Origin of the sequence: Reyranella massiliensis 521 (genome assembly GCF_000312425.1) — a bacterium.
GTDB classification, from domain to species: domain Bacteria; phylum Pseudomonadota; class Alphaproteobacteria; order Reyranellales; family Reyranellaceae; genus Reyranella; species Reyranella massiliensis.
Genome location: NZ_HE997181.1, coordinates 4,356,499 through 4,379,120, shown reverse-complemented (window position 1 = coordinate 4,379,120; position 22,622 = coordinate 4,356,499). Strand labels below are relative to the sequence as shown.

Annotated in this window: 20 protein-coding genes; 9 read left to right on the top strand and 11 right to left on the bottom strand. The window is 64.4% G+C overall.

From position 1 onward, the window contains the following. Genes deoA through BN60_RS21340 form a run of 4 tightly spaced genes read left to right on the top strand, consistent with a single transcriptional unit; the run spans position 1 to position 3,942 of the window. Entirely contained in the window at positions 1-1,320 is a 1,320-nt protein-coding gene (deoA, locus tag BN60_RS21355) for a thymidine phosphorylase (protein ID WP_020698188.1), read from the top strand. Beyond that, positions 1,317-2,129, top strand: a complete 813-nt coding sequence (locus BN60_RS21350; RefSeq protein WP_020698187.1) for a phytanoyl-CoA dioxygenase family protein — start codon at positions 1,317-1,319, stop codon at positions 2,127-2,129. Before deoA ends, BN60_RS21350 begins: the two co-directional genes overlap by 4 nt. Continuing rightward, positions 2,126-3,100, top strand: a complete 975-nt coding sequence (gene add / locus BN60_RS21345; RefSeq protein ID WP_020698186.1) for an adenosine deaminase — start codon at positions 2,126-2,128, stop codon at positions 3,098-3,100. Before BN60_RS21350 ends, add begins: the two co-directional genes overlap by 4 nt. Continuing rightward, on the top strand, positions 3,097-3,942 hold the full coding sequence (locus BN60_RS21340) for a 5'-nucleotidase, lipoprotein e(P4) family (RefSeq protein WP_020698185.1): 846 nt from the start codon (positions 3,097-3,099) through the stop codon (positions 3,940-3,942). The genes add and BN60_RS21340 overlap by 4 nt, the downstream gene beginning before the upstream one ends. Before the next feature lies 1 nt (position 3,943). Here BN60_RS21340 and BN60_RS21335 read toward each other — a convergent pair whose 3' ends face one another. The 10 genes from BN60_RS21335 to BN60_RS21290 form a co-directional block, all read right to left on the bottom strand. Continuing rightward, the gene (locus tag BN60_RS21335; RefSeq protein WP_020698184.1) at positions 3,944-5,038 is read right to left on the bottom strand and encodes an ABC transporter ATP-binding protein; all 1,095 of its coding nucleotides are present in this window, start codon (positions 5,036-5,038) and stop codon (positions 3,944-3,946) included. 4 nt (positions 5,039-5,042) lie between these two features. Then, entirely contained in the window at positions 5,043-5,894 is an 852-nt protein-coding gene (locus tag BN60_RS21330) for a carbohydrate ABC transporter permease (protein WP_020698183.1), read from the bottom strand. A gap of 16 nt (positions 5,895-5,910) precedes the next feature. Continuing rightward, on the bottom strand, positions 5,911-6,837 hold the full coding sequence (locus BN60_RS21325) for a carbohydrate ABC transporter permease (protein WP_043284195.1): 927 nt from the start codon (positions 6,835-6,837) through the stop codon (positions 5,911-5,913). 54 nt (positions 6,838-6,891) lie between these two features. Further along, complete coding sequence (locus BN60_RS21320) at positions 6,892-8,217, bottom strand: ABC transporter substrate-binding protein (RefSeq protein WP_020698181.1); 1,326 nt, start codon at positions 8,215-8,217, stop codon at positions 6,892-6,894. Positions 8,218-8,364: 147 nt separating this feature from the next. Then, complete coding sequence (locus tag BN60_RS21315; RefSeq protein WP_020698180.1) at positions 8,365-9,579, bottom strand: adenylate/guanylate cyclase domain-containing protein; 1,215 nt, start codon at positions 9,577-9,579, stop codon at positions 8,365-8,367. A 15-nt stretch (positions 9,580-9,594) separates the two neighbouring features. Further along, the gene (locus BN60_RS21310; RefSeq protein ID WP_020698179.1) at positions 9,595-10,572 is read right to left on the bottom strand and encodes an ABC transporter ATP-binding protein; all 978 of its coding nucleotides are present in this window, start codon (positions 10,570-10,572) and stop codon (positions 9,595-9,597) included. Next, complete coding sequence (locus BN60_RS21305) at positions 10,565-11,542, bottom strand: ABC transporter ATP-binding protein (protein ID WP_020698178.1); 978 nt, start codon at positions 11,540-11,542, stop codon at positions 10,565-10,567. The genes BN60_RS21310 and BN60_RS21305 overlap by 8 nt, the downstream gene beginning before the upstream one ends. Further along, positions 11,539-12,360: an ABC transporter permease gene (locus BN60_RS21300; RefSeq protein ID WP_043286333.1), complete on the bottom strand. Its 822-nt coding sequence runs from the start codon at positions 12,358-12,360 to the stop codon at positions 11,539-11,541. Before BN60_RS21300 ends, BN60_RS21305 begins: the two co-directional genes overlap by 4 nt. A 29-nt stretch (positions 12,361-12,389) precedes the next feature. Continuing rightward, complete coding sequence (locus BN60_RS21295) at positions 12,390-13,325, bottom strand: ABC transporter permease (RefSeq protein WP_020698176.1); 936 nt, start codon at positions 13,323-13,325, stop codon at positions 12,390-12,392. 105 nt (positions 13,326-13,430) lie between these two features. Then, positions 13,431-15,026 carry an ABC transporter substrate-binding protein gene (locus tag BN60_RS21290; protein WP_043284193.1) on the bottom strand — a complete coding sequence of 532 codons (1,596 nt, stop codon included), beginning with the start codon at positions 15,024-15,026 and terminating at the stop codon, positions 13,431-13,433. Between the two features lie 144 nt (positions 15,027-15,170). On the opposite strand from BN60_RS21290, the gene BN60_RS21285 reads away from it, so the two are divergent. Beyond that, a complete protein-coding gene (locus tag BN60_RS21285) occupies positions 15,171-16,763 on the top strand; it encodes an ABC transporter substrate-binding protein (protein WP_020698174.1) in 1,593 nt (530 codons plus the stop codon). Positions 16,764-16,772: 9 nt separating this feature from the next. Here BN60_RS21285 and BN60_RS21280 read toward each other — a convergent pair whose 3' ends face one another. Continuing rightward, a complete protein-coding gene (locus tag BN60_RS21280; RefSeq protein WP_020698173.1) occupies positions 16,773-18,386 on the bottom strand; it encodes a gamma-glutamyltransferase family protein in 1,614 nt (537 codons plus the stop codon). A gap of 108 nt (positions 18,387-18,494) precedes the next feature. Here BN60_RS21280 and BN60_RS21275 point away from each other — a divergent pair, with 108 nt between their 5' ends. The 4 genes from BN60_RS21275 (at position 18,495) to BN60_RS21260 (ending at position 22,620) form a co-directional block, all read left to right on the top strand. Next, positions 18,495-19,460, top strand: coding sequence for a Bug family tripartite tricarboxylate transporter substrate binding protein (locus BN60_RS21275; protein WP_020698172.1), 966 nt, complete (start codon positions 18,495-18,497; stop codon positions 19,458-19,460). A 13-nt stretch (positions 19,461-19,473) separates the two neighbouring features. Beyond that, positions 19,474-20,562 (top strand): LLM class flavin-dependent oxidoreductase, encoded by a 1,089-nt coding sequence (locus BN60_RS21270; RefSeq protein WP_020698171.1) that lies wholly within the window; start codon positions 19,474-19,476, stop codon positions 20,560-20,562. Positions 20,563-20,567: 5 nt separating this feature from the next. Then, positions 20,568-21,482 (top strand): LysR family transcriptional regulator, encoded by a 915-nt coding sequence (locus tag BN60_RS21265; protein ID WP_020698170.1) that lies wholly within the window; start codon positions 20,568-20,570, stop codon positions 21,480-21,482. Positions 21,483-21,564: 82 nt separating this feature from the next. Beyond that, positions 21,565-22,620: a hypothetical protein gene (locus tag BN60_RS21260; RefSeq protein ID WP_020698169.1), complete on the top strand. Its 1,056-nt coding sequence runs from the start codon at positions 21,565-21,567 to the stop codon at positions 22,618-22,620. Positions 22,621-22,622: the final 2 nt, after the last annotated feature.

Genomic DNA, 22,622 nt, shown 5'->3' with positions numbered 1-22,622 from the left:
ATGCTGCCGCAGGAGATCATTCGTCGTAAGCGCGACGGCCACGAACTCTCCGCCGAGGAAATCGGCTTCATCGTGCGTGGAATCCACGATGGCACTCTGAGCGAAGGCCAGGTGGCGGCGTTTGCGATGACCGTTTTCTTTCGTGGCATGACGACGCCCGAGCGGGTCGCGCTCACCTTGGGGTTGGCGCGGTCCGGACTCGTGCTCGATTGGGCGGATCTCGACTTGCCGGGGCCGGTGCTGGACAAGCATTCGAGCGGCGGTGTCGGCGACAAGGTGAGCCTGATGCTGGCGCCCATCGTGGCGGCCTGCGGCGCCTTCGTGCCCATGATCTCCGGGCGCGGTCTCGGCCATACCGGCGGTACCCTGGACAAGCTCGCGTCGATCTCCGGCTACGACGTGCAGCCCGACATTGCCACCTTCCGCAAGGTTGTGTGCGAGGTCGGCTGCGCCGTGATCGGCCAGACCGACGATCTGGCACCGGCCGACCGGCGGCTCTACGCCACGCGCGATGTCACGGGCAGCGTCGAGTCGATCCCGTTGCTGGTGAGTTCGATCCTCTCGAAGAAGATCGCCGAAGGGCTCGACGGGCTGGTGATGGATGTGAAGTGCGGCTCCGGCGCCTTCTGCGACACCGAGGAGATGGCGCGCGACCTCGCCGAAAGCCTCGTCGCGGTGGCCAACCAGGCCGGCCTGCCGACGGTGGCACTGATCACCGACATGGATCGCGTGCTTGGCCGCGATGTCGGCAATGCCCTCGAAGTCGCCGAAACGGTGGCCTATCTCACGGGCAATGGCGCACGCGAGCCGCGGTTGCATGAGGTGACGATGGCGCTGGCGGCCGAGATGCTAGTGCTCGGCAAGTTGGTGCCCAATGTCGCCGCCGGCCGAGCCCAAGCGGAAGCGGTCCTCGCCGATGGACGGGCAGCCGAGACGTTCGGCCGGATGGTCGCAGCGCTGGGAGGGCCGACCGATTTCCTCGACCATCCCGGTCGGTACCTGTCGTCGGCGCCGGTCATTCGGCCCTGCTCGGCCGAGCACACGGGCTACGTCACCGGCATGAATGCCCGCGATATCGGTATTGCCGTTGTAAGCCTGGGTGGCGGCCGTACCCATGCCGACGACGCCATCGATCCGTCGGTCGGCCTAACCGAGGTGGTGGACGTCGGTACGCACGTCCAGGCAGGCAGTCCGCTGTGCCTTGTCCACGCCGCGACCGACGCGGACGCCGATCAGGCAATTGCCGAGGTGCGACGGGCGATCCGGATCGGCGAGGCGGCACCTGCGTCCAAGCCTGTCCTGATGGAGCGGGTGGCGTGAACGCGGTCAATCTCGAAGCCTATGCACGGGACGGCTTTCTCGTGATCGAGGATTTCCTGCCGCAGGCGGATTGCGATGCCTTGCAGGCGCGCGCGGCGGAGTTGGTGGCGGAATTTGATCCGGGGTCCGTGCGGACCGTCTTCTCGACGCGCGACCAGGGGCATGCGCGAGACCGCTACTTCCAGGAATCCGGGCAGGCCATCCATTTCTTCTTCGAGGAGGGGGCGACCGATCAGCCCGTATCGCTGGCCCTGAACAAGATCGGCCATGCTCTGCACGACCTCGATCCGGTGTTCGACCATATCTCCCGCCGGCCGCAATTCGCCGCCTTAGCCCATTCGCTGGGCTTGGAAGAGCCACTGCTGTTGCAGTCCATGTACCTCTTCAAGCAGCCGCGGATTGGCGCCGAAGTCGGCTGGCACCAGGACGCGACCTATCTCTGCACTCAGCCGTCGACCGTCACCGGCTTCTGGATCGCGCTCGACGATGCCGACAAGGAGAATGGCTGCCTGATGGCCCTGCCGGGCGCCCATCGTGGTCCGCTGCGGGAGCGCTTCAGGCAAGTCGGGAGCGAAATGGCGACAGAAATCCTCGACACGACGCCCTGGCCCGATATCGAACCCGTAGCCTTGGACGCAAAGCGCGGCGCGCTGGTGGTGCTGCATGGGTTGCTGCCACATGCCAGCGCCCCTAACCGTTCGCCGCGGCAACGCCACGCCTACGCCTTGCACCTGATCGATGCTCGTGCCGATTATCTGCCCGACAACTGGCTGCAACGGCCTGGACTGCCGCTTCGAGGCTTCGCGTGACGCTCAAGACCCAAATCCCCAAGGCCGAAATCCACTGCCATCTCGAAGGGTCGATCCCGCCGGCGCTGGCGCGTGAACTGGCCGAACGCAACGGGCTTTCGCTGCCGGCCAAGCTGTTCGACGCGAAGGGTCACTACGCCTGGCAAGACTTTCTGAGCTTTCTCGACTCCTACGATCGCGTCTGTACGGCGCTCAAGACTCCCCGCGACTTCGGCGACGTAATCTACTCGTACCTTGCCTCGGCGGCCCGCGATGGCGCGGTCTATGTCGAGATGTTCTGCTCGCCCGAGCGGCCGGCGGCGCTGGGCATCTCCTATGCCGCCTGGCTCGAGGCGCTTGCCGACGGGATCGACCGGGCTGGCCGCGAGTTCGGTATCGTCGGCCGCATCATCATCATCTGCATTCGCCACCTCGGACCGGATCGCGCTCTCGCCATGGCAAGGGCGATGGTCGCCGAGCCGCATCCCTATGTCGTCGGGTTTGGCATGGGCGGCGACGAGGCGCGCTTCAGCCCGATCGACTTTGCGCCGGCCTATCGGCTGGCCCACGAGAAGGGTTATGGCTGCACTGTTCATGCCGGCGAGGTCGTGGGGCCGGAAAGCGTCTGGGCGGCGATCCGCGATCTGCCCGTGACGCGCATCGGCCACGGCGTGCGCTCGGCCGAGGATCCGGCCCTGATGGCGGAGCTGGTGCGGCGCGGAATCGTCCTCGAAGTCTGCCCGGGCAGCAATGTGGCGCTGGGACTCTATCCCAGTCGGGAGGCGCATCCGTTGCATCGGTTGATCGATGCCGGCGTTCCGGTCACGCTGAATTCCGACGATCCGCCATTCTTTCACACGACGCTCGGAACTGAATACGCCGAGGCCGGGCTCAGCGAGAAGGACTTGCGCGGGATTGCACGCCGGACCGTCGAGGCATCCTTCGTCGATGCCGATACCAAGCGCCGGCTATTGGAGAAGGTGCCGCCATGATTGCAAGAACGAGTCTGGCGCTCGGCGCCGTCCTTGTGGCCTTGTCCGGTATCGCCGCGCGTGCCCAGGACGCCAGCGATCTGCTGCTGGCGACGCTCTGGACGCAACGGTCTGTGGAATACAAGGCCAACGCGTTGACGGTCTTTGCCTTGGCGCGCATCCGTCTCGGCGAGGCGCTGGTCGACAGAAGCTGGACGGCAGCGCCAGCGGAACAGACCGGCGACTATCAAACGCTGCCGCCGGCGATCATTCTGGATATCGACGAGACGCTGCTCGACAACTCGAAGTACCAAGTCTGGATGATGAAGAACGACAAGACGTTCAGCACCAAGACCTGGAACGAATTCTGCGCCGCCCAGATATCGACCGCGATTCCGGGCGCGCTGGAGTTCGTGAAGTATGCCGACTCCAAGAACGTAAAGATCTTCTACATCACCAATCGCGCTGCGGAGACCGAGAAGGACACGCGCGAGAACATGCAGAAGCTCGGCTTCCCGTTGGGTGGCAATGTCGACACGTTCCTGATGCAGAACGAGAAACCGGAATGGGGAAGTGCCAAGAGCACGCGCCGAGCCGTGGTGACCAAGGACTACCGCGTGTTGCTGAACATCGGCGATAATTTCGGCGATTTCGACGACCGTTACCGCAGCAGCGAGGCCGACCGTCTGAAGGCCTTCGACAGCGACATGGCCTATTGGGGCAAGCAATGGCTGATGATCGCCAATCCGACCTACGGTTCGTTCGACACGGCACCCTATGGGCACGACTTCAAGAAGTCGCGCGAGGAGCAGCGCAAGGCCAAGCGGGATGTCCTTGAAAGCTGGGGCGGGCCGGCAAAATAGTTTAGATCGCGGCCTCCGACCCTGCGTCGAACAAATGAAGGCGGGCCGGGTTCATGGCGAGCTTCAGCCGGTCGTGCACCTTCATGCGCAAGGTCGGATCGACGCTCGCCACGAATGCCGAGCTGCCGACCCTCGTATCGAGGACGATCTCCGAGCCGAGCTGTTCGATCACCTCGACCTCGGCCTCGAAGCAGAGTTCGGCAGGATCGGCCGGCCCTGCAAGATGGATGTCTTCGGGCCGGATGCCCAAAGTGGCGTGGGCGCCGTTGCGGCCGTTGGCGCGACGGGCGATCTCCCCAGGGATGCCTATCCTGAGGCCCTGGGCCTCCGCCCATAGCTTGCCGCCGCTCTCCATCAGGGTGACATCGGCGAAGTTCATCGCCGGCGATCCGATGAAGCCCGCTACGAACTTGTTGGCCGGCGTATTGTAGAGTTCGAGCGGTTCGCCGACCTGTTGCACGACGCCATCCTTCATGACGACCACGCGATCGCCCAGCGTCATCGCCTCGACCTGGTCGTGGGTGACGTAGACGGCGGTGGTGCCCAGCCGCTCGTGCAGCTTCTTGAGTTCCACCCGCATCTGCACGCGCAGCTTGGCATCGAGATTGGAAAGCGGCTCGTCGAACAGGAAGACCTGCGGATGTCGCACGATGGCGCGGCCCAGCGCCACTCGCTGGCGTTGACCGCCCGACAGTTGGCGCGGTTTGCGGTCGAGCAGGGTCTCGATGCCGAGAATGGCGGCGGCGTCGCGCACGCGCCTGTCGATCTCGGGCTTCTCGAACTTCCGCATCTTCAGGCCGAAGGCCATGTTGTGGAACACGCTCATGTGCGGATAGAGCGCATAGTTCTGGAACACCATCGCGATGTCGCGGTCCATCGGCGGCAACTGATTCACCACGGTGTCGCCGATCACGATGTCGCCGGAGGTGATCGATTCGAGTCCGGCCACCATGCGCAGCGTAGTGGTCTTGCCACAGCCCGAGGGGCCGACGAAGACCATGAACTCCTTGTCGCGGATCTCGAGGCTGACGTCCTTCACGGCATGGACGTTGCCATCGTAGACCTTGTTGACGCTACGGATGCTGACCAGTGCCATGGTTCTAACCCTTCACGGAGCCGGTGAGGCCCGAAACGTAGTGTTCGACGAAGAAGGAATAGACGATCGCCACCGGGATCGAGCCCAGCAGCGCGCCGGCCATCAGCGGGCCCCAGAAGAAGACGTCGCCACGGATCAGTTCCGAGGTGACGCCGACCGGCACGGTCTTCTGGTCGGGCGAGGACAGGAAGACGAGGGCGTAGATGAACTCGTTCCAGGAGAGGGTGAAGGCGAAGATGCCGGCCGACAGGATTCCCGGCACCGCCACCGGCAGGATGATGTAGACCATCGCCTTCCAGCGCGATGCGCCGTCGATGCGCGCGCATTCCTCCAGCTCCTTCGGGATGGCCTTGAAGTAGCCCATCATCAGCCAGGTACAGAAGGGGATCAGGAAGGTCGGATAGGTGAGGATCAGCGACCAAGGCGTGTCGCCGAGCTGGAAGTTGCGGATGATCTCGGCGAGCGGGATGAAGAGCAGCGTCTGCGGCACCAGATAGGTGACGAAGATCACCGTGCCGAGGCCGCCGGCGAAGGGAAAGTTGAGGCGAGCCAGCGCATAGCCCGCGAGCACGCCGCAGAACAGCGAGATCACCGTCGATACCGCGGCGATGAACATGGTGTTCAGCATCCACCGCCCGAACGACGTCTCCTCGAACAGATAGAGGATGTGATCCAAGGTCGGATTGTTGGTCCAGAACGGCTGGTAGTTTGCCGCATTCCACGGTCGGTACAGCTCACCGTCCGGCCGGAAGGTCGTGATGATCATCCAGTAGAAGGGGAAGAGCAGGACGAACACGAAGAGGATGAGCGGGATGTTGTAGAAGACCCACTTACGCCAGGCTGCACCTTCGATCATCACCGGGTCTCCCAGCTCATCGGGTTTCAACGCGACGGATGTAGAGGAGCTGCACCACCACGATCAGGAACAGGAAGGGGAACATGGCGAGCGATACCGCCGCGCCCTCCGAGAGCAGGCCGGTGCCGATACCGAGCTGGTAGGCGTAGGTGGCGAAGAGATGGGTGGCATTAGCCGGGCCGCCGCCGGTCATCACATAGACGAGCTGGAAGTCGGCGAAGGTCTGGATCACCGAGAACAGCACCACCACCATGGTGACGGGCAGCAGCAGGGGCCAGGTGACGTGCCAGAAGCGTTGCCAGGGCCGGGCGCCGTCGATGGCGGCAGCTTCTTGCAGTTCGGGGCTGATCGTCTGCAGGCCGGCCAACAGACTGATGGCGAAGAACGGCACGCCGCGCCAGACATTGACGATGATGATCGAAGTCATCGCGAGATCGGGGTCGCCCAGCCAGTTGATGCGCTGGGTGATGAAGCCGAGTTGGAATAGTGTCCAGTTGATGACGCTGAAAGTGGGGTCGAACATCCACTTCCAGGCGAAGGTCGACAGCACTGTGGGAATGATGAAGGGCAGCAGGATGAAGGCGCGGACCAGCGCCTTGCCCCTGAAGTGGCGATTGAGCAGGATCGCCAGCCACAGGCCCAGCGCCAGCTTGAACACGGTCGTGACGCCCGTGTACCAGAAGGTGTTCCAGACAGCGGTCCGGAAGATGCTGTCGTTCCAGACCTTGTCGAAGTTCTTGAGGCCGACGAACTCGCCCTTGATGCCGACACGCGTGCTGTTGAGCGACAAAAGCACCCCCTCGACGAAGGGGTAGGCGATGAACAGGCCGAGCAGCACGGCTGTCGGCACGAGCAGCGCGAAGGCGAGCCAGCGCTCGTCCTCCATGCGCCGCAGTCGCGGGGTTGGTCGGGCCACCGAGCCCGAAACTGCGGTCACCGCCATGATCCACTCACAGGTTGGACTACGCGAACGTCGTTGCGAACCTCACTTGGGGCCTCACGCCGAGTAGATCTTCTTGAGTTCGGCTTCGGCCCACTTCACGGCCTCCTCGGCCGGCATGCCCTGCACCGCCTTGGCATACATGTCGGTGATGATGTACTTCGACAGGCCTTCCGCCGCCTTGGCATTGGGTGGGCCGCTGAAGCCCGGGGCCTGGCCGAGACGGGCCGCCACCTTGTAGGGCGTCATCACGGGATCTTCATCCCACAGCTTGTCGGATTCCCACTTCACCGTACACGGCGTGGCGAAGCCCTTCTGCGAATTGAAGAACTTCGCATAGTTGGCTTCGGTATGAAGCCACTTCAGGAACTCCTTCGCCGCATCCTGGTTCTTCGAGTACTTCATCAGCATGTTCGACTGCAGAAGATGGAAGCCGAATTGGCCTGCCGGTCCCTTGGGCAGAGGCGCGTGCAGGATGTCCTTGTTCATCGGCGTGCCCTTCTCGGTCTTGTACTGGTCGGGCTTGCGCAGTGTTTCGATGTAGATCGAGGCGCCGTTCAAGGTCGCGGAGATGGTCTGTGACAGGAACGCGCGATTGTTGTTGGTGTCGTCCCAGGCAAGGCCGCCTTCGTCCATGCCGTCCTTCCACAGACCTTGCATGAACTTGACCGAATCGATCGTACCCTTGGAGTTGATGACGACGGTCTTGCCATCGGCCTCGACTTCCTTGCCGCCCCACGACCACATGTAGGGATAGGTGAAACCCGGCGCGTCGCCGAACGTGTGGCCGAGCGTCTGGCCCATCGGCCGTCCCTTGGCCTTCAGCTTCTTCGCGGCATCGCGATAAGTTTCCCAAGTGTCGGGGAATTTGGTGTAACCCGCCTCTTCGAGCCACGACTTGCGATAGGCGATCATGCCGCCGATCACGGCCCAAGGCATGCCCATGAACATCTTGCCGTCGCTGCAGATCGAACGGGCGTAGGGGAACAGACCGCCTTCCCGCTTGGCGACCGCCTCGGCGATCTCGGTGAGATCGACGACACTGTTGGCATAGAGGTAGGTCTGGTTGTTGAACGACATGATCAGGTCCGGTCCGGCGCCGGACTGAATGCCCGCCGTCACGCGCGGCTGTAGGTCGTTGCCGTTCACCGTCTCCAGGTTGATCTTGATTCCCAGCGCCTTCTCGGCTTCCGGCATCATTTCCTTGCGGAATAGCTGGTCGGTGGCCGGAACGAAATCGACCCACTTCAGCCAGTGGACCGTCTTCTGCTGCGCATATGCTGGAGTGCGACCAGTGGCGAGAATTCCTGCCAGGCCGCCCAACGACACGGCGGCCGTGCCGCCGGCAAGCTTAAGCACGCTACGACGCTTGGTCTTGGCCATGTTGTCCTCCCAGGACTGCCGCCTCGTTGGACGGCTTCGTTGTTGCCATCATCGTAGGCACCTGGGAGGAGGTGATGCAAGCCGGGATACGGAATTTTTACCAGCGAGAGTTGGATTCGCTATGCAATATCTATTGCCTTCGCGATGCTAGATCAGCTCCGGATCGAGCGTGAAGAGTTCCTGCGCGCGGCCGACACCGCGCAACGCGAAGCGGCCGACTGAAACGAGCCCGGCCCGTTGGCGCGCCGACAGGGAGGCGGCGAAGGCCGAGGAGACCAACACCGGCCGGTCGACCGAGCGGCACATCGAGGCGATGCGGCTGGTCTCGTTGACGGCAGGCCCTACGACGGTGAAGTCGAGCCGGTCGACACTGCCGATATTGCCGTAGAACACGGCGCCGACATGCAGGCCGATATAGACGGACGTTATGGGTCGTTCTTCCGCCCGGCGCTTTTCGTTCAGTTCCTTGATACGCGCCCGGAGAATCTCTTCGGCCAGCAGTGCGTGTCGGCACGCCTCGGCGGGGTCGTCGGCGCGGAAAAGTGCGAGCGTGCCGTCGCCGATCAGCTTCAGCACGTCGCCGCCCGCTTCGTGGATCGCGGTGATGACCGCTTCGGCGTAGTCGTTCAGCAGCGGGATGATCTCGCCGGGCGGTGCGGTGTCGGTGATGGTCGTATAGCCACGCAGATCGGAGAACCAGAGCGCGGCCTCGATACGGTCGGCGACACCGCGTTGGGTGCGGCCGGCCAGCACGCGTCTTCCCGCGTCGCGGCCGAGATAGGTCTCGACCAGCGTGTGGGCGACGTTTGTCAGTGTCGCGCTCTTGATGGCAAGTCCCAGGACCGGCACGAGCTGGCGAAGTGCCGCAATGCACTCGTCGCTGAAGCCGCCCGGATTGCGCGTCGACCAGCCGGAATAGACGCAATCCATCTCGCCGATCGTGGCATCGGTCGCAAAGCGGTACACAAAGACGATGTAGTCCGTGTGACCCAGCTCCTTCACCTCTTCGATGATGGAAAAATCGGCAGGTTCACCAAAGCCGATGCGGCGGCGCAGTTCCTCGCCGCCAGTCTGCAGCAGGTGATAGAAGGGACTGCGGTGCCAGGAGTCGGCGGCGGCCCCTTCGGTTGTCCGGCCGTAAGTCGTGGCTGCCTTCTCTTCTATGTCGTCATTGCGCCAACGGAAGACGGTGCCTTCGTGCACCGGATGGAGCGTGTCGATGACGACGAGGGCCCGCGTAATCGGCAGGTCCGCCTCGTTGCACTTCTCGCAGAACTCGCGCAGCAGATCGGATTCCTGCGCACCTTCGAGGCCGCGGCGTACGATCCAGTTGGTGATGCGGTCGACGTCTGTGGCTTTCATGGGGCTACTGCCCCATCAACTCACGCGATCCCTGAAATGGCAAGCCGCGCGATGGCCCTCGGCGACCGCGGCAAGGACGGGATCCTGTGATACGCAGATGTCGGCCTTGAGCGGGCAGCGCGGATGGAAGTGGCAGCCCGGTGGCGGGTTGAGCGCGCTGGCGATCTCGCCCCGCGCCTTGGCCTTGGCACTGATGGCAGCACGATGGAAGGGATCGGGGATCGCGGCGATCAATGCACGGGTATAGGGATGGCGCGGATTCTCGAAGATTTCCTGCCAGCCGCCCTGCTCGACGATGCGGCCAAGATACATCACCGCCACGCGGTCGCTGACATGTTCAACCACACCGAGATCGTGGCTGATCATGATGTAGGCAAGCCCCAGCTCGTCCTTGAGCTCAAGCAGCAGGTTGATGATCTGGGCGCGGATCGACACGTCGAGCGCCGACACCGGCTCGTCGCAGAGCACGAGCTTGGGCTTCAGGATCAGGGCACGGGCGATACCGATGCGCTGACGCTGGCCGCCGGAAAATTCGTGAGGATAGCGATCGGCCTGCTCGGGCCGGAGGCCGACCTTGGCCATCATGTCCATGACGCGAGCCTCGACCTCGGCCTTGTCGGTGATGCCATGCAGGCGCAACGGGTCGGCCAGGGTACGACGCACTGTCTGGCGTGGATTGAGCGAGGCGTAGGGGTCCTGGAAGACCATCTGCACCGTGCGCGCCATCCTCATGCGGTCCGGTGCCTTGCTGCCGGAAATCTCCTGTCCGTCGACGCTGATCGTGCCGCGCGTCGGTGGGAGCAGACCCATGATGGCGAGCGCCAGGGTGGACTTGCCGCAGCCCGATTCACCCACCAGGCCCAGGCATTCGCCGGGCTTCACATCGAGGGTGACGCCGTCCACGGCCTTCAGCGTCTTGATGCCGCCCCCCAGCGCATTGCCGATCTTGAAATGGACCGCGAGGTCGTCGAGAGAAAGCAGCGGCTCAGCCATGATGATGGCACCTGACAAGACCCTCGGCCGGCAGCGGCGTCGCCTCGGGCGCCACTTCACGGCAGACCTCGGTAACGGACGGGCAGCGCGGGTTGAAGCGGCAGCCTGCCGGATAGGCGGCGATCGAGGGCACCACGCCCGAAATTTCGCGCAGTCGCTGGCGTCCGCGCTTGGAGCGCTCGCCGAGTCGCGGCAGGGAATCGACCAGACCGCGCGTGTAGGGATGGCTCGGCGTGGCGAAAATGGCCTCCGCCGCCTGGCTCTCGACGATGCGGCCGGCGTACATCACGGCCACACGCTTGCACATGTTGGCGACCAGCCCGAGATCGTGGCTGATCATCAGGATCGCCGTGCCCTTGGCGGCACAAAGCTCGGCCATCAGGTCGATGATCTCGGCCTGCACCGTGACATCGAGCGCCGTGGTCGGTTCGTCGGCGACCAGCAAGTCAGGGCCGCAGGCCAAGGCAATGGCGATCATCACCCGCTGGCGCATGCCGCCCGAGAGCTGGTGCGGATAGTCTTTGATGCGTCGCTCCGGCGAGGGCACGCGCACCTGACGCAGCGCATCTTCGGCACGGTCCATGGCCTCGCTCCAGCCCATGCCTTCGTGCAGCACGAACATCTCGGCGATCTGCTTTCCGACCGGCGACAGCGGATTGAGCGCCGTCATCGGTTCCTGGAAGATCATGGCGATGCGTTTGCCGCGCAGGCGTCGCATCTCGGCGGCCGAGGCGTCCTGGATTTCCTTGCCGTCGAGTACAATGCGGCCTCCTGCCAGCGACAAGGGGCGCCGCAACAGGCCCATGACGGCCAGGGCCGAGATGCTCTTGCCGCAGCCCGACTCGCCGACGAGGCCGAAGGCCTCGCCGCGGCCGATCTCGAACGACACGTTCTCGACGGCGTTGTAGGTCGTGCCGTCGCCGGCAAGGGCGATGCGCAGATTGTCGACCTTGAGAAGAGGGACGGTCATGCCCGCCTCGTGGTCGACTGCGGATCGAGGATATCGCGCAGGCCGTCGCCCAGCAGGTTGAGGCCGAGGACGGTGAAGAAGATCGCTAGGCCCGGGAAGACCGACAGCCAGGGCGCCGTCGTGATCTGGTCGCGCGCTTCGGAGAGCATGCTGCCCCAGCTCGGAAAAGGCGGACGGATGCCGAGGCCGAGGAACGACAGCGCCGCCTCAGACAGGATGGCGCCGCCCATGCCGAGCGTGGCGATCACGATCAGCGGTCCCAGGATGTTGGGCAGAACCTGCGTGAACATGATGCGCAGGTCGCCGTAGCCGAGAATACGGGCCGCCTGGACATAGCCTTGGCTCTTCAAGGACAGGACCTGGGCGCGGGCGATGCGACAGGAATAGGACCAGCTCGTGAGGCCGAGCGCGATCACCAGACTCACCAGGCCCGGCCCGAGGATCGCCATGATGGCGAGCGCGAAGACCAGCGAGGGAATCGCCAGCATCAGGTTGGTGAGGCCGCTCACCAGATCGTCCCACCAGCCGCCCCAGTACCCGGCCGTGAGGCCCAGGGTGACGCCGATGAGGCTGTTGCAGATTTGGCTGATGATGCCGACGCTCAGCGAGATGCGCGCGCCGTAGACGATGCGCGAATAGATGTCGCGACCTTGCGCATCGGTGCCGAAAGGATATTCGAGGCCCGGCGGGATCTCGGCGTTCATCAGATTGGCGTCCATCACCGGGTCGGTGAGGGCAATCCACGGCGCCAGGACCGCGGCCATGACGGCCGTCGCGACCAGGCCGCCACCGATCCAGAGGGACGTTCCGCCTTTCAGCCTGAGGCGGGGCAGCTTGATGGCAGTGCTCATTGATAGCGAATCCGGGGATCGATCACGACGTAGGCGAGATCGACCAGTGTGTTGATGGCGAGGAAGAACAGCACGATCATCAGGATGCAGCCTTGAACGGTCGGCATGTCGCGCTGGAACACCGAGTCGACCATCAGCGAACCAACCCCCGGCCAGGCGAACAGCTTTTCGACGACGACGGCCTGGCCCATCAGCGAGCCGAACTGTAGGCCGACGATGGTGATGACCAGGACGAGGGCATTGCGCAGCACGTGCCATTCGACGACGCGGCGCTCGCTCATGCCCTTGCTGCGCGCGGTCCGGACAAAGTCGGCGTTCAGCACGTCGAGCACGGCGGCGCGCGTCGTGCGCGCTAGCAGGGCCATCGGCCCTACGCCCAGCGCGATCGCCGGCAGGATAAGGTGGCGCAGTCCGCCGTCGCCGTAGCCGAAGCTCGGAAGCCATTGGAGCTTCAGGGCGAACAGATACATCAGCATCAAGCCGAACCAGAACTGCGACAGCGACAGGCCCGAAATGGCTCCGACCATCGAGGCCGTGTCGATCCAGCTTCCGGGCCGGAGGGCGGCCAGGAACCCCAGCGTGACGCCGACCGCGATGGCGAAGGTCATGGCGGCCAGAACCAGCTTCAGCGACGGCCAGATGCGATTGCTCAGCATCTTGGTCACGGGTTCGCGTGTGCGGAAAGACGTGCCGAGATCGCCCGTGACGGTAGCGGCAACGTATTTGCCGAAACGCTCGAGCAGAGGATCGTCGAGACCCATCTCCTTGCGCATGCGTTCCATCACGGCTGGGTCGATGGTCGAGCGGCCGTCCTCGTTCATGCCGGAGATGAAGCTGCCCGGCAGGACGGAGAACAGCAGGAAGACGAGGGCGATGACGGCAAGCAGCGTCGGGATGACGTTGGCGAGGCGGCGGCCGAGAACGAGTAACATTACCGACTATTCAAATAGAGAGAATAAAGGTCCCTCCCCAAGGCTCGTAGTGACATCGATGCTGTCATCACGAGCGGCGGGAGGGGCCTTTGCTAACTCATGTCGCTACTTGGCGGGCGACTTGGCATCGACCCAGATGTCTTCAGGATACTGATGCGTGATCTCGGTCGGGTTGGCCTGCAGGCCATGCACCCACGGCTGATAGGCCAGCACGGCCTTGTTGTAGTTGAAGAACCAAACCGGCGCTTCTTCGTAGAGCAGGTTGTTGGCCTTCTTCAGCAGTTCCTCGCGCTTGGCCATGTCGCCTTCCTGAGCGGCATCGTCGAGCAGCTTGTCGAACGCCGGATTGTTGAAGCCGGTGTAGTTGCAAGCCGTGCGCGGCGTCTTGGAGTAGTAGCAGCGCAGCGTCGCCAGCGAGTCGGGGCCGGTAAGGCTCGACGCGATCAGCGACTGGTGCTCGCCCTTCATGAGCAGCTCGGTCAATACCGTGACCTCGACCAGCTTGGGCTTGGCCTTGATGCCGACCTTGGCCAGCATCGGGATCACCGCTTCGACGATCGGCAGACCCCAGCTTTCGTTCTGGCTGGTCGTCCACTCGAACTCGAAGCCGTTGGGATAACCCGCTTCGGCCAGCAGCTTCTTGGCCTTCTCGGGGTCGAACGGATAGGCCTTCATCGTCTTGTCGAAGGCGCCAGCCGAGGGCGGCAGCCAGCTCGTCGCGCGATAGGCCTTGTCCTTGACCAGGCGCGAGATGATCAGGTTGGAGTCGATCGCGTAGTTGATCGCCTGACGCACGCGCTTGTCCTGGAACGGCTTGATCGAAGACAGGTTGATGTGCATCGAGCGCGTGAACATCTCCGCCACTTCGAGGATGCCCTTGGAGAGCTGCGGATCGGCGCGATAGGCGACGTACTGCGCAGGCCCCAGGATCGACGTATCGATCTCCTTGTTGCGGAAGGCGACGTCGCGCGCGGCGGCTTCGGCCATGATCATGACGTCGACCCGGTCGAGGTAGGGCTTGCCGGCCTTGTAGAACTTATCGAAGCGCTCGGTGCTGACGCGCGAGCCGGGAATGTGTTCCTTGAACTTGAAGGGGCCGAGGCCGACTGGATTGGAGGCAAAATTGCCCTTCTCAACCTCTTCCTTGGGCAGGATGGCCGTTGAACCGGCGAAGAAATAGTAACCGGGATCGACGCGATCGGTGATCGTCATTTCGAGGGTGAAGTCGTCGATCTTCTTCAGGCCGGAGATTTCCTTGGCCTGGCCCTTTTCGACGTCGACGGCGCCCTTGATCACGCGGACGTAGCGTGCGGCCGGATAGCCCTTGCTGCCGTCCATGATGCGCGTGAACGACCAGATGATATCGTCGGCCGTCATCTTGCGGCCGTTATGGAAGAAGGCGTCGTCGCGCAGCTTGTAAGTGTAGGTGAGGCCATCGGCCGACACCGATACCGACTTCGCCAGTTCGAGAACCAGCTTTCCTTCCTTGGTGTCCCAATTGTAGAGCGTGCGATGGATCGCCTTGTTGACGATGTCGTCCTGGGCGCGCGGCGTTACATGGGGATCGAGACTGCCAAAGCTCGCGGCGTAGGGGGCCGTCATCCGGAGCACGCCACCCTTGCGCGGCGTTTCCTGCGCCTCCGCGGTTCCAAACGCGAGGACGGCCAGCGCCGCTCCTGCCAGCCAACTCCAAGATCTCATAGTTCCATCCCTTCGGTTCTCATTGGGGCAATCTGAACACCGCACGCCCCGTGCTGCAAGAGGCGAACGCGTCGATCCACGTTGGGGACGCCGATCGCGGGCCAGCCATGCTAGAATGGAAGCTTGCAAAGGGGAGGCCAAGGCGTGATCCAGCGTTCGACCAAGTGGGTGAAGGCGGGGCTGAGCGCCATCGCCTTGGGCGCTGCAGCATTGCCGGGCGATGGGCGGGCCGAAAGCACACTTCGGATTGTCATGTCTTCGGATCTCAAGATCGTCGATCCGGTCTGGTCGTCGATCCAGATCAGCCGTACGCATGGCTATCTCGTCTATGACACGCTGTTTAGCGTCGACGCCGATCTGAAGCCCCAGCCGCAGATGGTCGAACGCCACACGGTCAGCCCGGACGGCCTGGAATATACCTTCACGCTGCGCGAGGGCCTCGCCTGGCACGATGGCACGCCGGTGACGGCGGTCGATTGCGTGGCGTCGCTACAGCGCTGGATGCCGCGCGACACGATGGGCCAGAAGCTTCTGGCCAATCTCAAGGAACTGGTCGCCGTCGATTCTCGCACCATCCGGCTGACGCTGTCGGGCCCTTATGCCTTCGTCCTGGAGTCGCTGGCCAAGCCCGGCGGCGTCGTGCCTTTCATGATGCCCGAGCGACTGGCCAAGACGCCCGGCAACCAGCAGATCACCGAAGCGGTGGGCTCCGGACCCTTCAAATTCAAGGCCAACGAGTGGAAGCCCGGCGAGAAGACCGTCTACGTCAGGAACGAAGCCTACAAGCCACGGCCGGAACCGCCCAGCAACTTCGCGGGCGGCAAGGTCGCCAAGCTGGATCGGGTCGAGTGGGTGGCGATTCCCGATCCGCAGACGGCCGTGAGCGCCCTGCAGGCCGGCGAGATCGATGCCGTCGAGTTGATTTCGGTCGACCTTCTGCCGTTGGTCGAGGGCGACAAGTCGCTGGCCATCGTGCGCAGCACCTTTCCCAATCAGTTCAGCTTGAGGCCGAACTGGCTGCATCCACCCTTCGACAATCCCAAGGTGCGCGAGGCGTTGGGCTACCTCGTGAACCAGCCCGACTTTGTCGTCGCTGCCATGGGCGATCCGCGCTTCTATCGGCTCTGTAAGTCCTACTTCGTCTGCGGCACGCCGCTCGCGAGCGACGTCGGGATGGAAGGACGCCTCGAAGGCAACGTCGCCAAGGCCCGAGAACTCCTGGCCGAGGCCGGCTACAAGGGCGAGCCCATCGTACTGCTGCATGCCACCGACGTTCCTGCCATCGCCCGGTTGGCACCCGTTGCGAAGGCCCAGCTCGAACGGGCTGGGTTCAAGGTCGACATGCAGTCGATGGATTGGCAGACGCAGATCAGCCGCTTCGTGCGCCGCGATCCACCCGATCAGCGCGGCTGGAACCTGGTGACGGCGAGCTGGGGCGCCCTCGACGTGGTCGATCCCGTAGTTTCCGCCTTCCTGAATTCTGCTTGCGACAAGGCCACGGGTGGCTGGCCCTGCGACAAGATGATGGAAGAACTTCGCGACCGCTTTGCGCGCGAGCAGGATCCGGCCAAGCGCAAGGAGATCGCCGCTGAAATCCAGACGCTCGCCGTGAGGGCGGGAATGTATTTCCCGCTGGGTGAGTGGTTCAACATTGGCGCCTACAGCACCAAGGTCCACGGCATCCTCGCGACGCCCGCCGCGACCGTCTTCTGGAACATGGAGAAGACGGCGCGCTGAGGACGGGCGTCAAGCTGGTACGCAGTAGCCGTCGCGCCGCGGGTCGCAGCCGCCGGTGAACATGCCGGTCTCGGGATCGACCGCCACGCCCTGCATGCCGCCGACCTTCATGGTCCAGTCCGGGCCGGTCGTGACGTTGTGGCCGAGCTTGCGCAAGTCGGCATGCACGTCGGACGGAAGCCGCGCTTCCAGCAGCACCTCGGCGCCGTCGGTCAGGCGGCCGCGCGGGGCTTCGATCGCCTGCTGCAGCGGCAAGCCGAAATCGACGTATTGAACCATCGCCTGCGCCTGGGTCTGCAGGATGCCGTAGCTGCCCGGCGTGCCCAGGGCCAGGACGGGGTTCCCGTCCTTGATCGAGATCGAAGGCGCCATGCACATCGGCAGCTGTTCGCCCGGCTTCACGCGGTTCGGGCTCTTAGGATTGACGTCCGCCCAGTAGAGGAAGTTGTTGAGGCAGAGGCCGGTGCCGGGCACCACGACACCCGAGCCGAAGACGCTACCGAGGCTCTGCGTCAGGCAGATCAGGTTGCCTTCGTTGTCGGCTACCGAGAACGACGTCGTATGGCTTTCGTCGACGGCCGACACGGGTTCGTTGGTCGGCGTCCACTGTTCGGTCGGCCCGATGACCGGCTTGCCGTCGCGTACGCGGGCCCGCAGGCTTTCGACGTGGTTGTCTGAGAGGATTTCCGCGAGCTTCTGCGGCGCCGGAACGCCGGTCGCGATGCGCACGCCGGCGGCCAGGCGGATGGCGCGCAGCACGGTGTCGAGATGCTCCGTCGAGTTGCGCTTCATCTTGGCGAGGTCGAAGCCATCGAGGATGCGCAGGGTCAGCAGGAACTGGAAGCCCTCGCAGGGTGGCGGCGGCACATGCACGGTGCGGCCGCGATAGGTGACCGCCACGGGATCGCGCCACGTCGCCTTGGCCGACAGGATGTCGTCCATGACCATGCAGCCGCCGAGTTCGGTCAGCCGGTCGAGGATCTTCTGGCCGAGCGCGCCGCCGTAGAGCAGGCCGGGGCCTTCGGCGGCCAGCGCCTCCAGGGTGCGGGCAAGGTCGGGCTGCTTCAGGACGAAGCCCGGCTTCACCGTGCCGGTGCCGGCGGTGTAAACGCGCGACCACTCGGGATGTAGCGCCTTGTAGCCCGCAAGCTCGCCGGCTACGCCCTGGATTTCTTCGAGGTTGAATTCGATGAGCTGGAAGCCATCGCGCGCGATGGCAATCGCGGGGGCAAACAATTCCGGCAGCTTCTTCTTGCCGTGCGCCTTGTTGAGTTCGCACCAGCCCGCGAGATTGCCCGGCGCACCCACCGCCACGGCGCCGCGTTGGAGCTGGCTGCGGTCGCTGAGCTTGTCGATCGGGAAGTTCTTGGAGATCTGTCCGACGAAGTCGAGCGTGCGGACGCGCTTCTCCTTGGCGATGTAGCAGGTCGCCACGCCGCGGCCGGCCAGTCCGGACATGTAGGGTTCCACGACATTCAACGCTGCCGCCGTGGCGACCGCCGCGTCGAAGGCATTGCCGCCGTTCGACAGGATGCGCGCTCCGGCGGCGGCGGCCAGCGGATGGGCCGCAGCAACCATGCCGTGCCGCGATGCGATTGTCGGACGTTTGCCGTGTTGCAGCATCCCTCTATTTCTCCCCCGTTTGAGCACAAGGGATGGATCGTGCCGATTTCGGAACGCCGTCACCAGAGCGAATTGCACATTCTGTCCCGCGCTTGTTTAAATGCAGCCATGTCACTCACTCGCCGCACTGCTCTCGCTGGGCTCGGCCTCGCATCGGCCGGCTTTGCCGCGCGCGCCCAAGCGTGGCCCGCCAAACCACTGACGATCGTCGTGCCCTATACGGCCGGCAGCGCGACCGACACGCTCACGCGCATCCTTGCGGAGCGACTGTCGCCACGGCTCGGCCAGCCGGTGATCGTCGACAACAAGGCCGGTGCCAGTGGTTCCATCGCCGGTGGTTTCGTCGCCCGCGCTCCCGCAGACGGCTACACGCTGATGATGGCGACTGCGGCGACACACGCCGGCAATCCCAATCTGATGAAGGCAGTGCCCTATGATTCGCTGGCCGACTTCGCGCCGACGGGCTTTTGCGGCTCGATCCCGTTTACCCTGGCAGTGCGGGCGGACTCCGGCATTGCCAGCCTCGCGGACTTCGTGGCGCGGGCAAAGGCGGCCAAGCCGCCACTAACCTCCGGGGCCGGCACGCCGTCGGCGCGCGTCATCTCGACGACGCTTGCTCAACGCAGCGGGACGGAACTCGTACATGTGCCCTACAAGGCAGCGCCGCTGGCGATGGCCGATGTGCTCTCGGGCCAGATCGATATGACCTTCATCGATGTCGGCACCGGTCTGCCGCAGTTCAAGGCGGGCAAACTGAAAGCGCTGGTCGTGGCTTCCGGCAAGCGCTCGCCGCTGATACCGGATGTGCCGACCTTCGCGGAAGCCGGGCTTGGCGCCTTCGCGCTCGATGCCTGGTTCGTGGTCGTGGCGCCGGCGCGCACGCCGACCGATGTGGTGAGCAAGATCGGCCATCATGTGTCGGAGATCGTCGCCGAACCGGAAACGGCGGCGCGGCTGCGGGCGATCTCGATCGAACCCGAGCCGATGGCGCCGGATCAGATCCGCGCTTTCATGAAGGCGGAGAAGGAAAAATGGGCGATGCTGGTCAAGGCAGCCGGGATCGATCCGGAGTGATGGGAGAGTAGAGATGAGTAAAGAAAAGCGTCTGGAGTTCGGCTGGTTCTTGCCGACCGCAGGCGACACCACGGCCTATGGGCTGGCGAGCGCCCAGGTGGCGCCGTCGATGCCGCTGTTCGACAAGATCGTCGATGCCGCCGAGGCGGCCGGCTTCGAATACATGCTGGTGCCGGTGCAGACCGCCTGCTGGGAGGCCTGGATCGCCAGCGCCATGATGGTGGCGCGCTCCAAGTCGATGCGCATGCTGGTGGCGGCGCGGCCGAGCTACATCAATCCGGTGCTGCTGGCCAAGATGATCACGACCTTCGATCAGCTCTCGGGCGGCCGCATCTGCATCAACCTGATCGCGGGCCAGAGCGAAACCGAGAATGCCGCCGAGGGCATCAAGTGGGGCAAGGAAGAGCGCTACGAGATCATGGACGAGGAGGTCTCGATCCTGAAGGCGCTGTGGACCACGCGCGGCCCGGTGCATTTCGATGGCAAGTTCTATCAGTTGAAGGGGGCACAGATCCGGCCTTATCCGCTGCAGAAGCCCTATCCGAAGTTCTATCTCGGCGGCGGCTCCAAGCAGGCCTGGGAAATCTCGGCCAAGCATTCGGATGTGCACCTCTTCTGGGGCGACACCTACGATCGCATCCGCGCCAACATGGCCGAGATCAAGTCGATGGCGGCGCAGCACGGCCGCGAGAACGAGATCGGCTTCGGCATGCGCCTGCAGATCGTCTGCCGGCCGACCGAGAAAGAGGCCTGGGAGTTTGCCCATGGGCTGGTCGAACATGCCAGCGAAGGCCAGAAGCAGTTCGTGAAGCAGCATTTCGCGACGTCGGAGGCCAACCGCCGCGTGCGCGAACTGGCCGCGATCGGCGAGACGATCGAGCCGCATCTGTGGACCGGCATCACCCAGGTCCGGCCCGGCGCAGGCATTGCCATCGTCGGCGACCCCGAGCAGTGCGCCGATACGCTGCAGAAGTTCATCGACCTCGGCTGCCACTCCTTCTGCCTGTCGGGCTACCTGCACGACGAGGAAGCGGAGCGCTTCGGCAAATGGGTCATGCCGATCCTGCGAGAGCGTAATCGCGAGCGCATGCTGGCGGCCTGAGGCTGATGCAGCGGGCAACTCTACCAGACATCAGTGCCCGCCAGCTCGAGGCCGTCCTGGCTCTTGCCGAGTATGGCAGCTTCGTCGCCGCGGCAGCGCGGCTGCGCCTGTCGCAACCCACGCTGACGCGGGCGATCAAGCGGCTCGAGACGGCCCTCGGCGTGCGCTTGTTCGACCGCAGTACGCGGCGGGTCCAGATCACGGCCGCAGGCCGCGAGTTTGCGGCGGTCGCCGAGCGCATGCTGAACGATCTCGGCATTACGGTGCAGAGCGTCCGTGAGGTTGCCGAGGAGAGGCGCGGTCTCGTCGTCTTGTCGACGATCATGTCGGTCGCCGGTGGGCGGCTGCCGTCGATTGTCGCGGCCTATCGCGCCGACCGTCCAGGCGTCGAGATCCATATCCGCGAAGGCGTGCACGCGACGGTGCTCGAAGATGTCCGGAGCGGCGTCTCCGATTTTGGGATCGGCTATGTCGACGAACTGCCTGACTTCGTCGTCGGCACTGCACTCGGGCGTGAAACGTTCTGCGCGGTCATGCCGGCGCGTCACAGGCTGGCGGGACGGCGAAAGGTCAGTCTGGCCGATCTCGCCAGCGAGACGATCGTGGCCCTGCCGACCGGCTCGCGCACCCGCCGCACCATCGATGCCGCGGCGGCGACGGTTGGCGTGCCGCTGCGCCAGATGGTCGTCGTTACCCAGCTTGCCACCATGCTTGCCTTCGTCGGGGCAGGCGTGGGCGTCGGTCTCGTGCCAAGAGGCACCACGCGCGGACCGCTGGCGCGTGGCCTGCGCGCGGTGCCGCTCAGCGAACCGCGCCTTGTCCATCGCCTTGGCCTGATCGCCCTGCGCGAGCGGGAGCCGACACCGGCGGCATCCGGCCTGCTGGCCTTCCTGCGGCGCGAATGGGCGCGTGCCGATTGATGCGCCGGGCGCAACAATCCTGTCTATCAGCTTGATCTTGGCATAGCGCCCACGATGGCTATGCTGGCCATGGAGGATCATTGTGCAACTCGCTTCGCGCACCTACGACGTCGACAGCATCTCTGCCGTTCAGGAGCTTTACCACTCCAACGGCTGGACCGATGGACTGCCGGTCGTGCCGCCGACGAAAGAGGCGGTCGAAGCCTGCCTCGAATGGGTGATGATGCCGCCCGACCAGCTCATCGGCATCGAGCCGGTGCGCGGGCTTGCCATCACCGCCGAGAAGCTTGCGATCAATGCCGTGATGGCAGGCTGCCTGCCGATGCATTTCCCGGTCGTCGTGACGGCCTGGACGGCCATGATGCAGGAAGAGTTCCTGATGCACGGCGCCACGGCGAGCACTGGCGGATGTGCCGTGCTGGTCGTGCTGAACGGTCCGATCCGGCTCGAACTGGGGGCGGGCGGCACGTTCAATGCGCTGGGCAATTCCGATCGCGCTACGGCGGTGATCGGACGGGCCATCCGGCTCTGCCTGATCAACCTGATGGACGTGCGGCCGGGCGTGATCGATCGGTCGACCTTGGGGCATCCCGGCAAGTTCAGCTACTGCGTTGCCGAGGACGAAGAGGACACGACGTGGCTGCCGCTCGCCGAGCAGCGCGGCGTTCCCAAGGGCGCGTCCTCCGTGACAGTGATGGCCGCCGGCGCGCCGCGTCAGCTCATGAACGAGTGGACGACCAAGCCCGAGGAGATTCTCGAAACCTTTGCGGCCGAGATGCGCGCCAACCTGCGGCACTATTCGATCCACCCGGGCAACTACGCGCTGATCATTCCCAAGCAGTTGCGGGAACATCTGCAGGCCGGAGGGTGGACCAAGAGCGATATCGCAGGCTTTATCCATGAGCGGGCACGCATTCATCGCCGCGAATGGGCCGACGTGGGCAAGGGCGCCGTCGTGCGCGACCGTGGCGACAGCGTCTATCCGGCCATGGAATCGGCCGACCAGCTTTTGGTCGTGGCGGCCGGCGGCCCGGCGGGCGGCTTCGGTGCCGTCATTCCACCTTGGCTCGGCAACAAGAGTCATGCCGTGACCCTGCCGATCGGCGTCTGCGTCGATTGCGAACCGCCGAAGAAGTGACA

Excerpts from the sequence above, each read along its gene's own strand:
- BN60_RS21280 (WP_020698173.1), bottom strand. The coding sequence starts at position 18,386 with ATGCTGCAACACGGCAAACGTCCGACAATCGCATCGCGGCACGGCATG.
- BN60_RS21270 (WP_020698171.1), top strand. The coding sequence starts at position 19,474 with ATGAGTAAAGAAAAGCGTCTGGAGTTCGGCTGGTTCTTGCCGACCGCA.
- BN60_RS21295 (WP_020698176.1), bottom strand. The coding sequence starts at position 13,325 with ATGTTACTCGTTCTCGGCCGCCGCCTCGCCAACGTCATCCCGACGCTG.
- BN60_RS21265 (WP_020698170.1), top strand. The coding sequence starts at position 20,568 with ATGCAGCGGGCAACTCTACCAGACATCAGTGCCCGCCAGCTCGAGGCC.
- BN60_RS21275 (WP_020698172.1), top strand. The coding sequence starts at position 18,495 with ATGTCACTCACTCGCCGCACTGCTCTCGCTGGGCTCGGCCTCGCATCG.
- BN60_RS21340 (WP_020698185.1), top strand. The coding sequence starts at position 3,097 with ATGATTGCAAGAACGAGTCTGGCGCTCGGCGCCGTCCTTGTGGCCTTG.
- BN60_RS21290 (WP_043284193.1), bottom strand. The coding sequence starts at position 15,026 with ATGAGATCTTGGAGTTGGCTGGCAGGAGCGGCGCTGGCCGTCCTCGCG.
- BN60_RS21320 (WP_020698181.1), bottom strand. The coding sequence starts at position 8,217 with ATGGCCAAGACCAAGCGTCGTAGCGTGCTTAAGCTTGCCGGCGGCACG.
- BN60_RS21315 (WP_020698180.1), bottom strand. The coding sequence starts at position 9,579 with ATGAAAGCCACAGACGTCGACCGCATCACCAACTGGATCGTACGCCGC.
- BN60_RS21325 (WP_043284195.1), bottom strand. The coding sequence starts at position 6,837 with ATGGCGGTGACCGCAGTTTCGGGCTCGGTGGCCCGACCAACCCCGCGA.
- BN60_RS21335 (WP_020698184.1), bottom strand. The coding sequence starts at position 5,038 with ATGGCACTGGTCAGCATCCGTAGCGTCAACAAGGTCTACGATGGCAAC.
- BN60_RS21330 (WP_020698183.1), bottom strand. The coding sequence starts at position 5,894 with ATGATCGAAGGTGCAGCCTGGCGTAAGTGGGTCTTCTACAACATCCCG.
- BN60_RS21310 (WP_020698179.1), bottom strand. The coding sequence starts at position 10,572 with ATGGCTGAGCCGCTGCTTTCTCTCGACGACCTCGCGGTCCATTTCAAG.
- BN60_RS21305 (WP_020698178.1), bottom strand. The coding sequence starts at position 11,542 with ATGACCGTCCCTCTTCTCAAGGTCGACAATCTGCGCATCGCCCTTGCC.
- deoA (WP_020698188.1), top strand. The coding sequence starts at position 1 with ATGCTGCCGCAGGAGATCATTCGTCGTAAGCGCGACGGCCACGAACTC.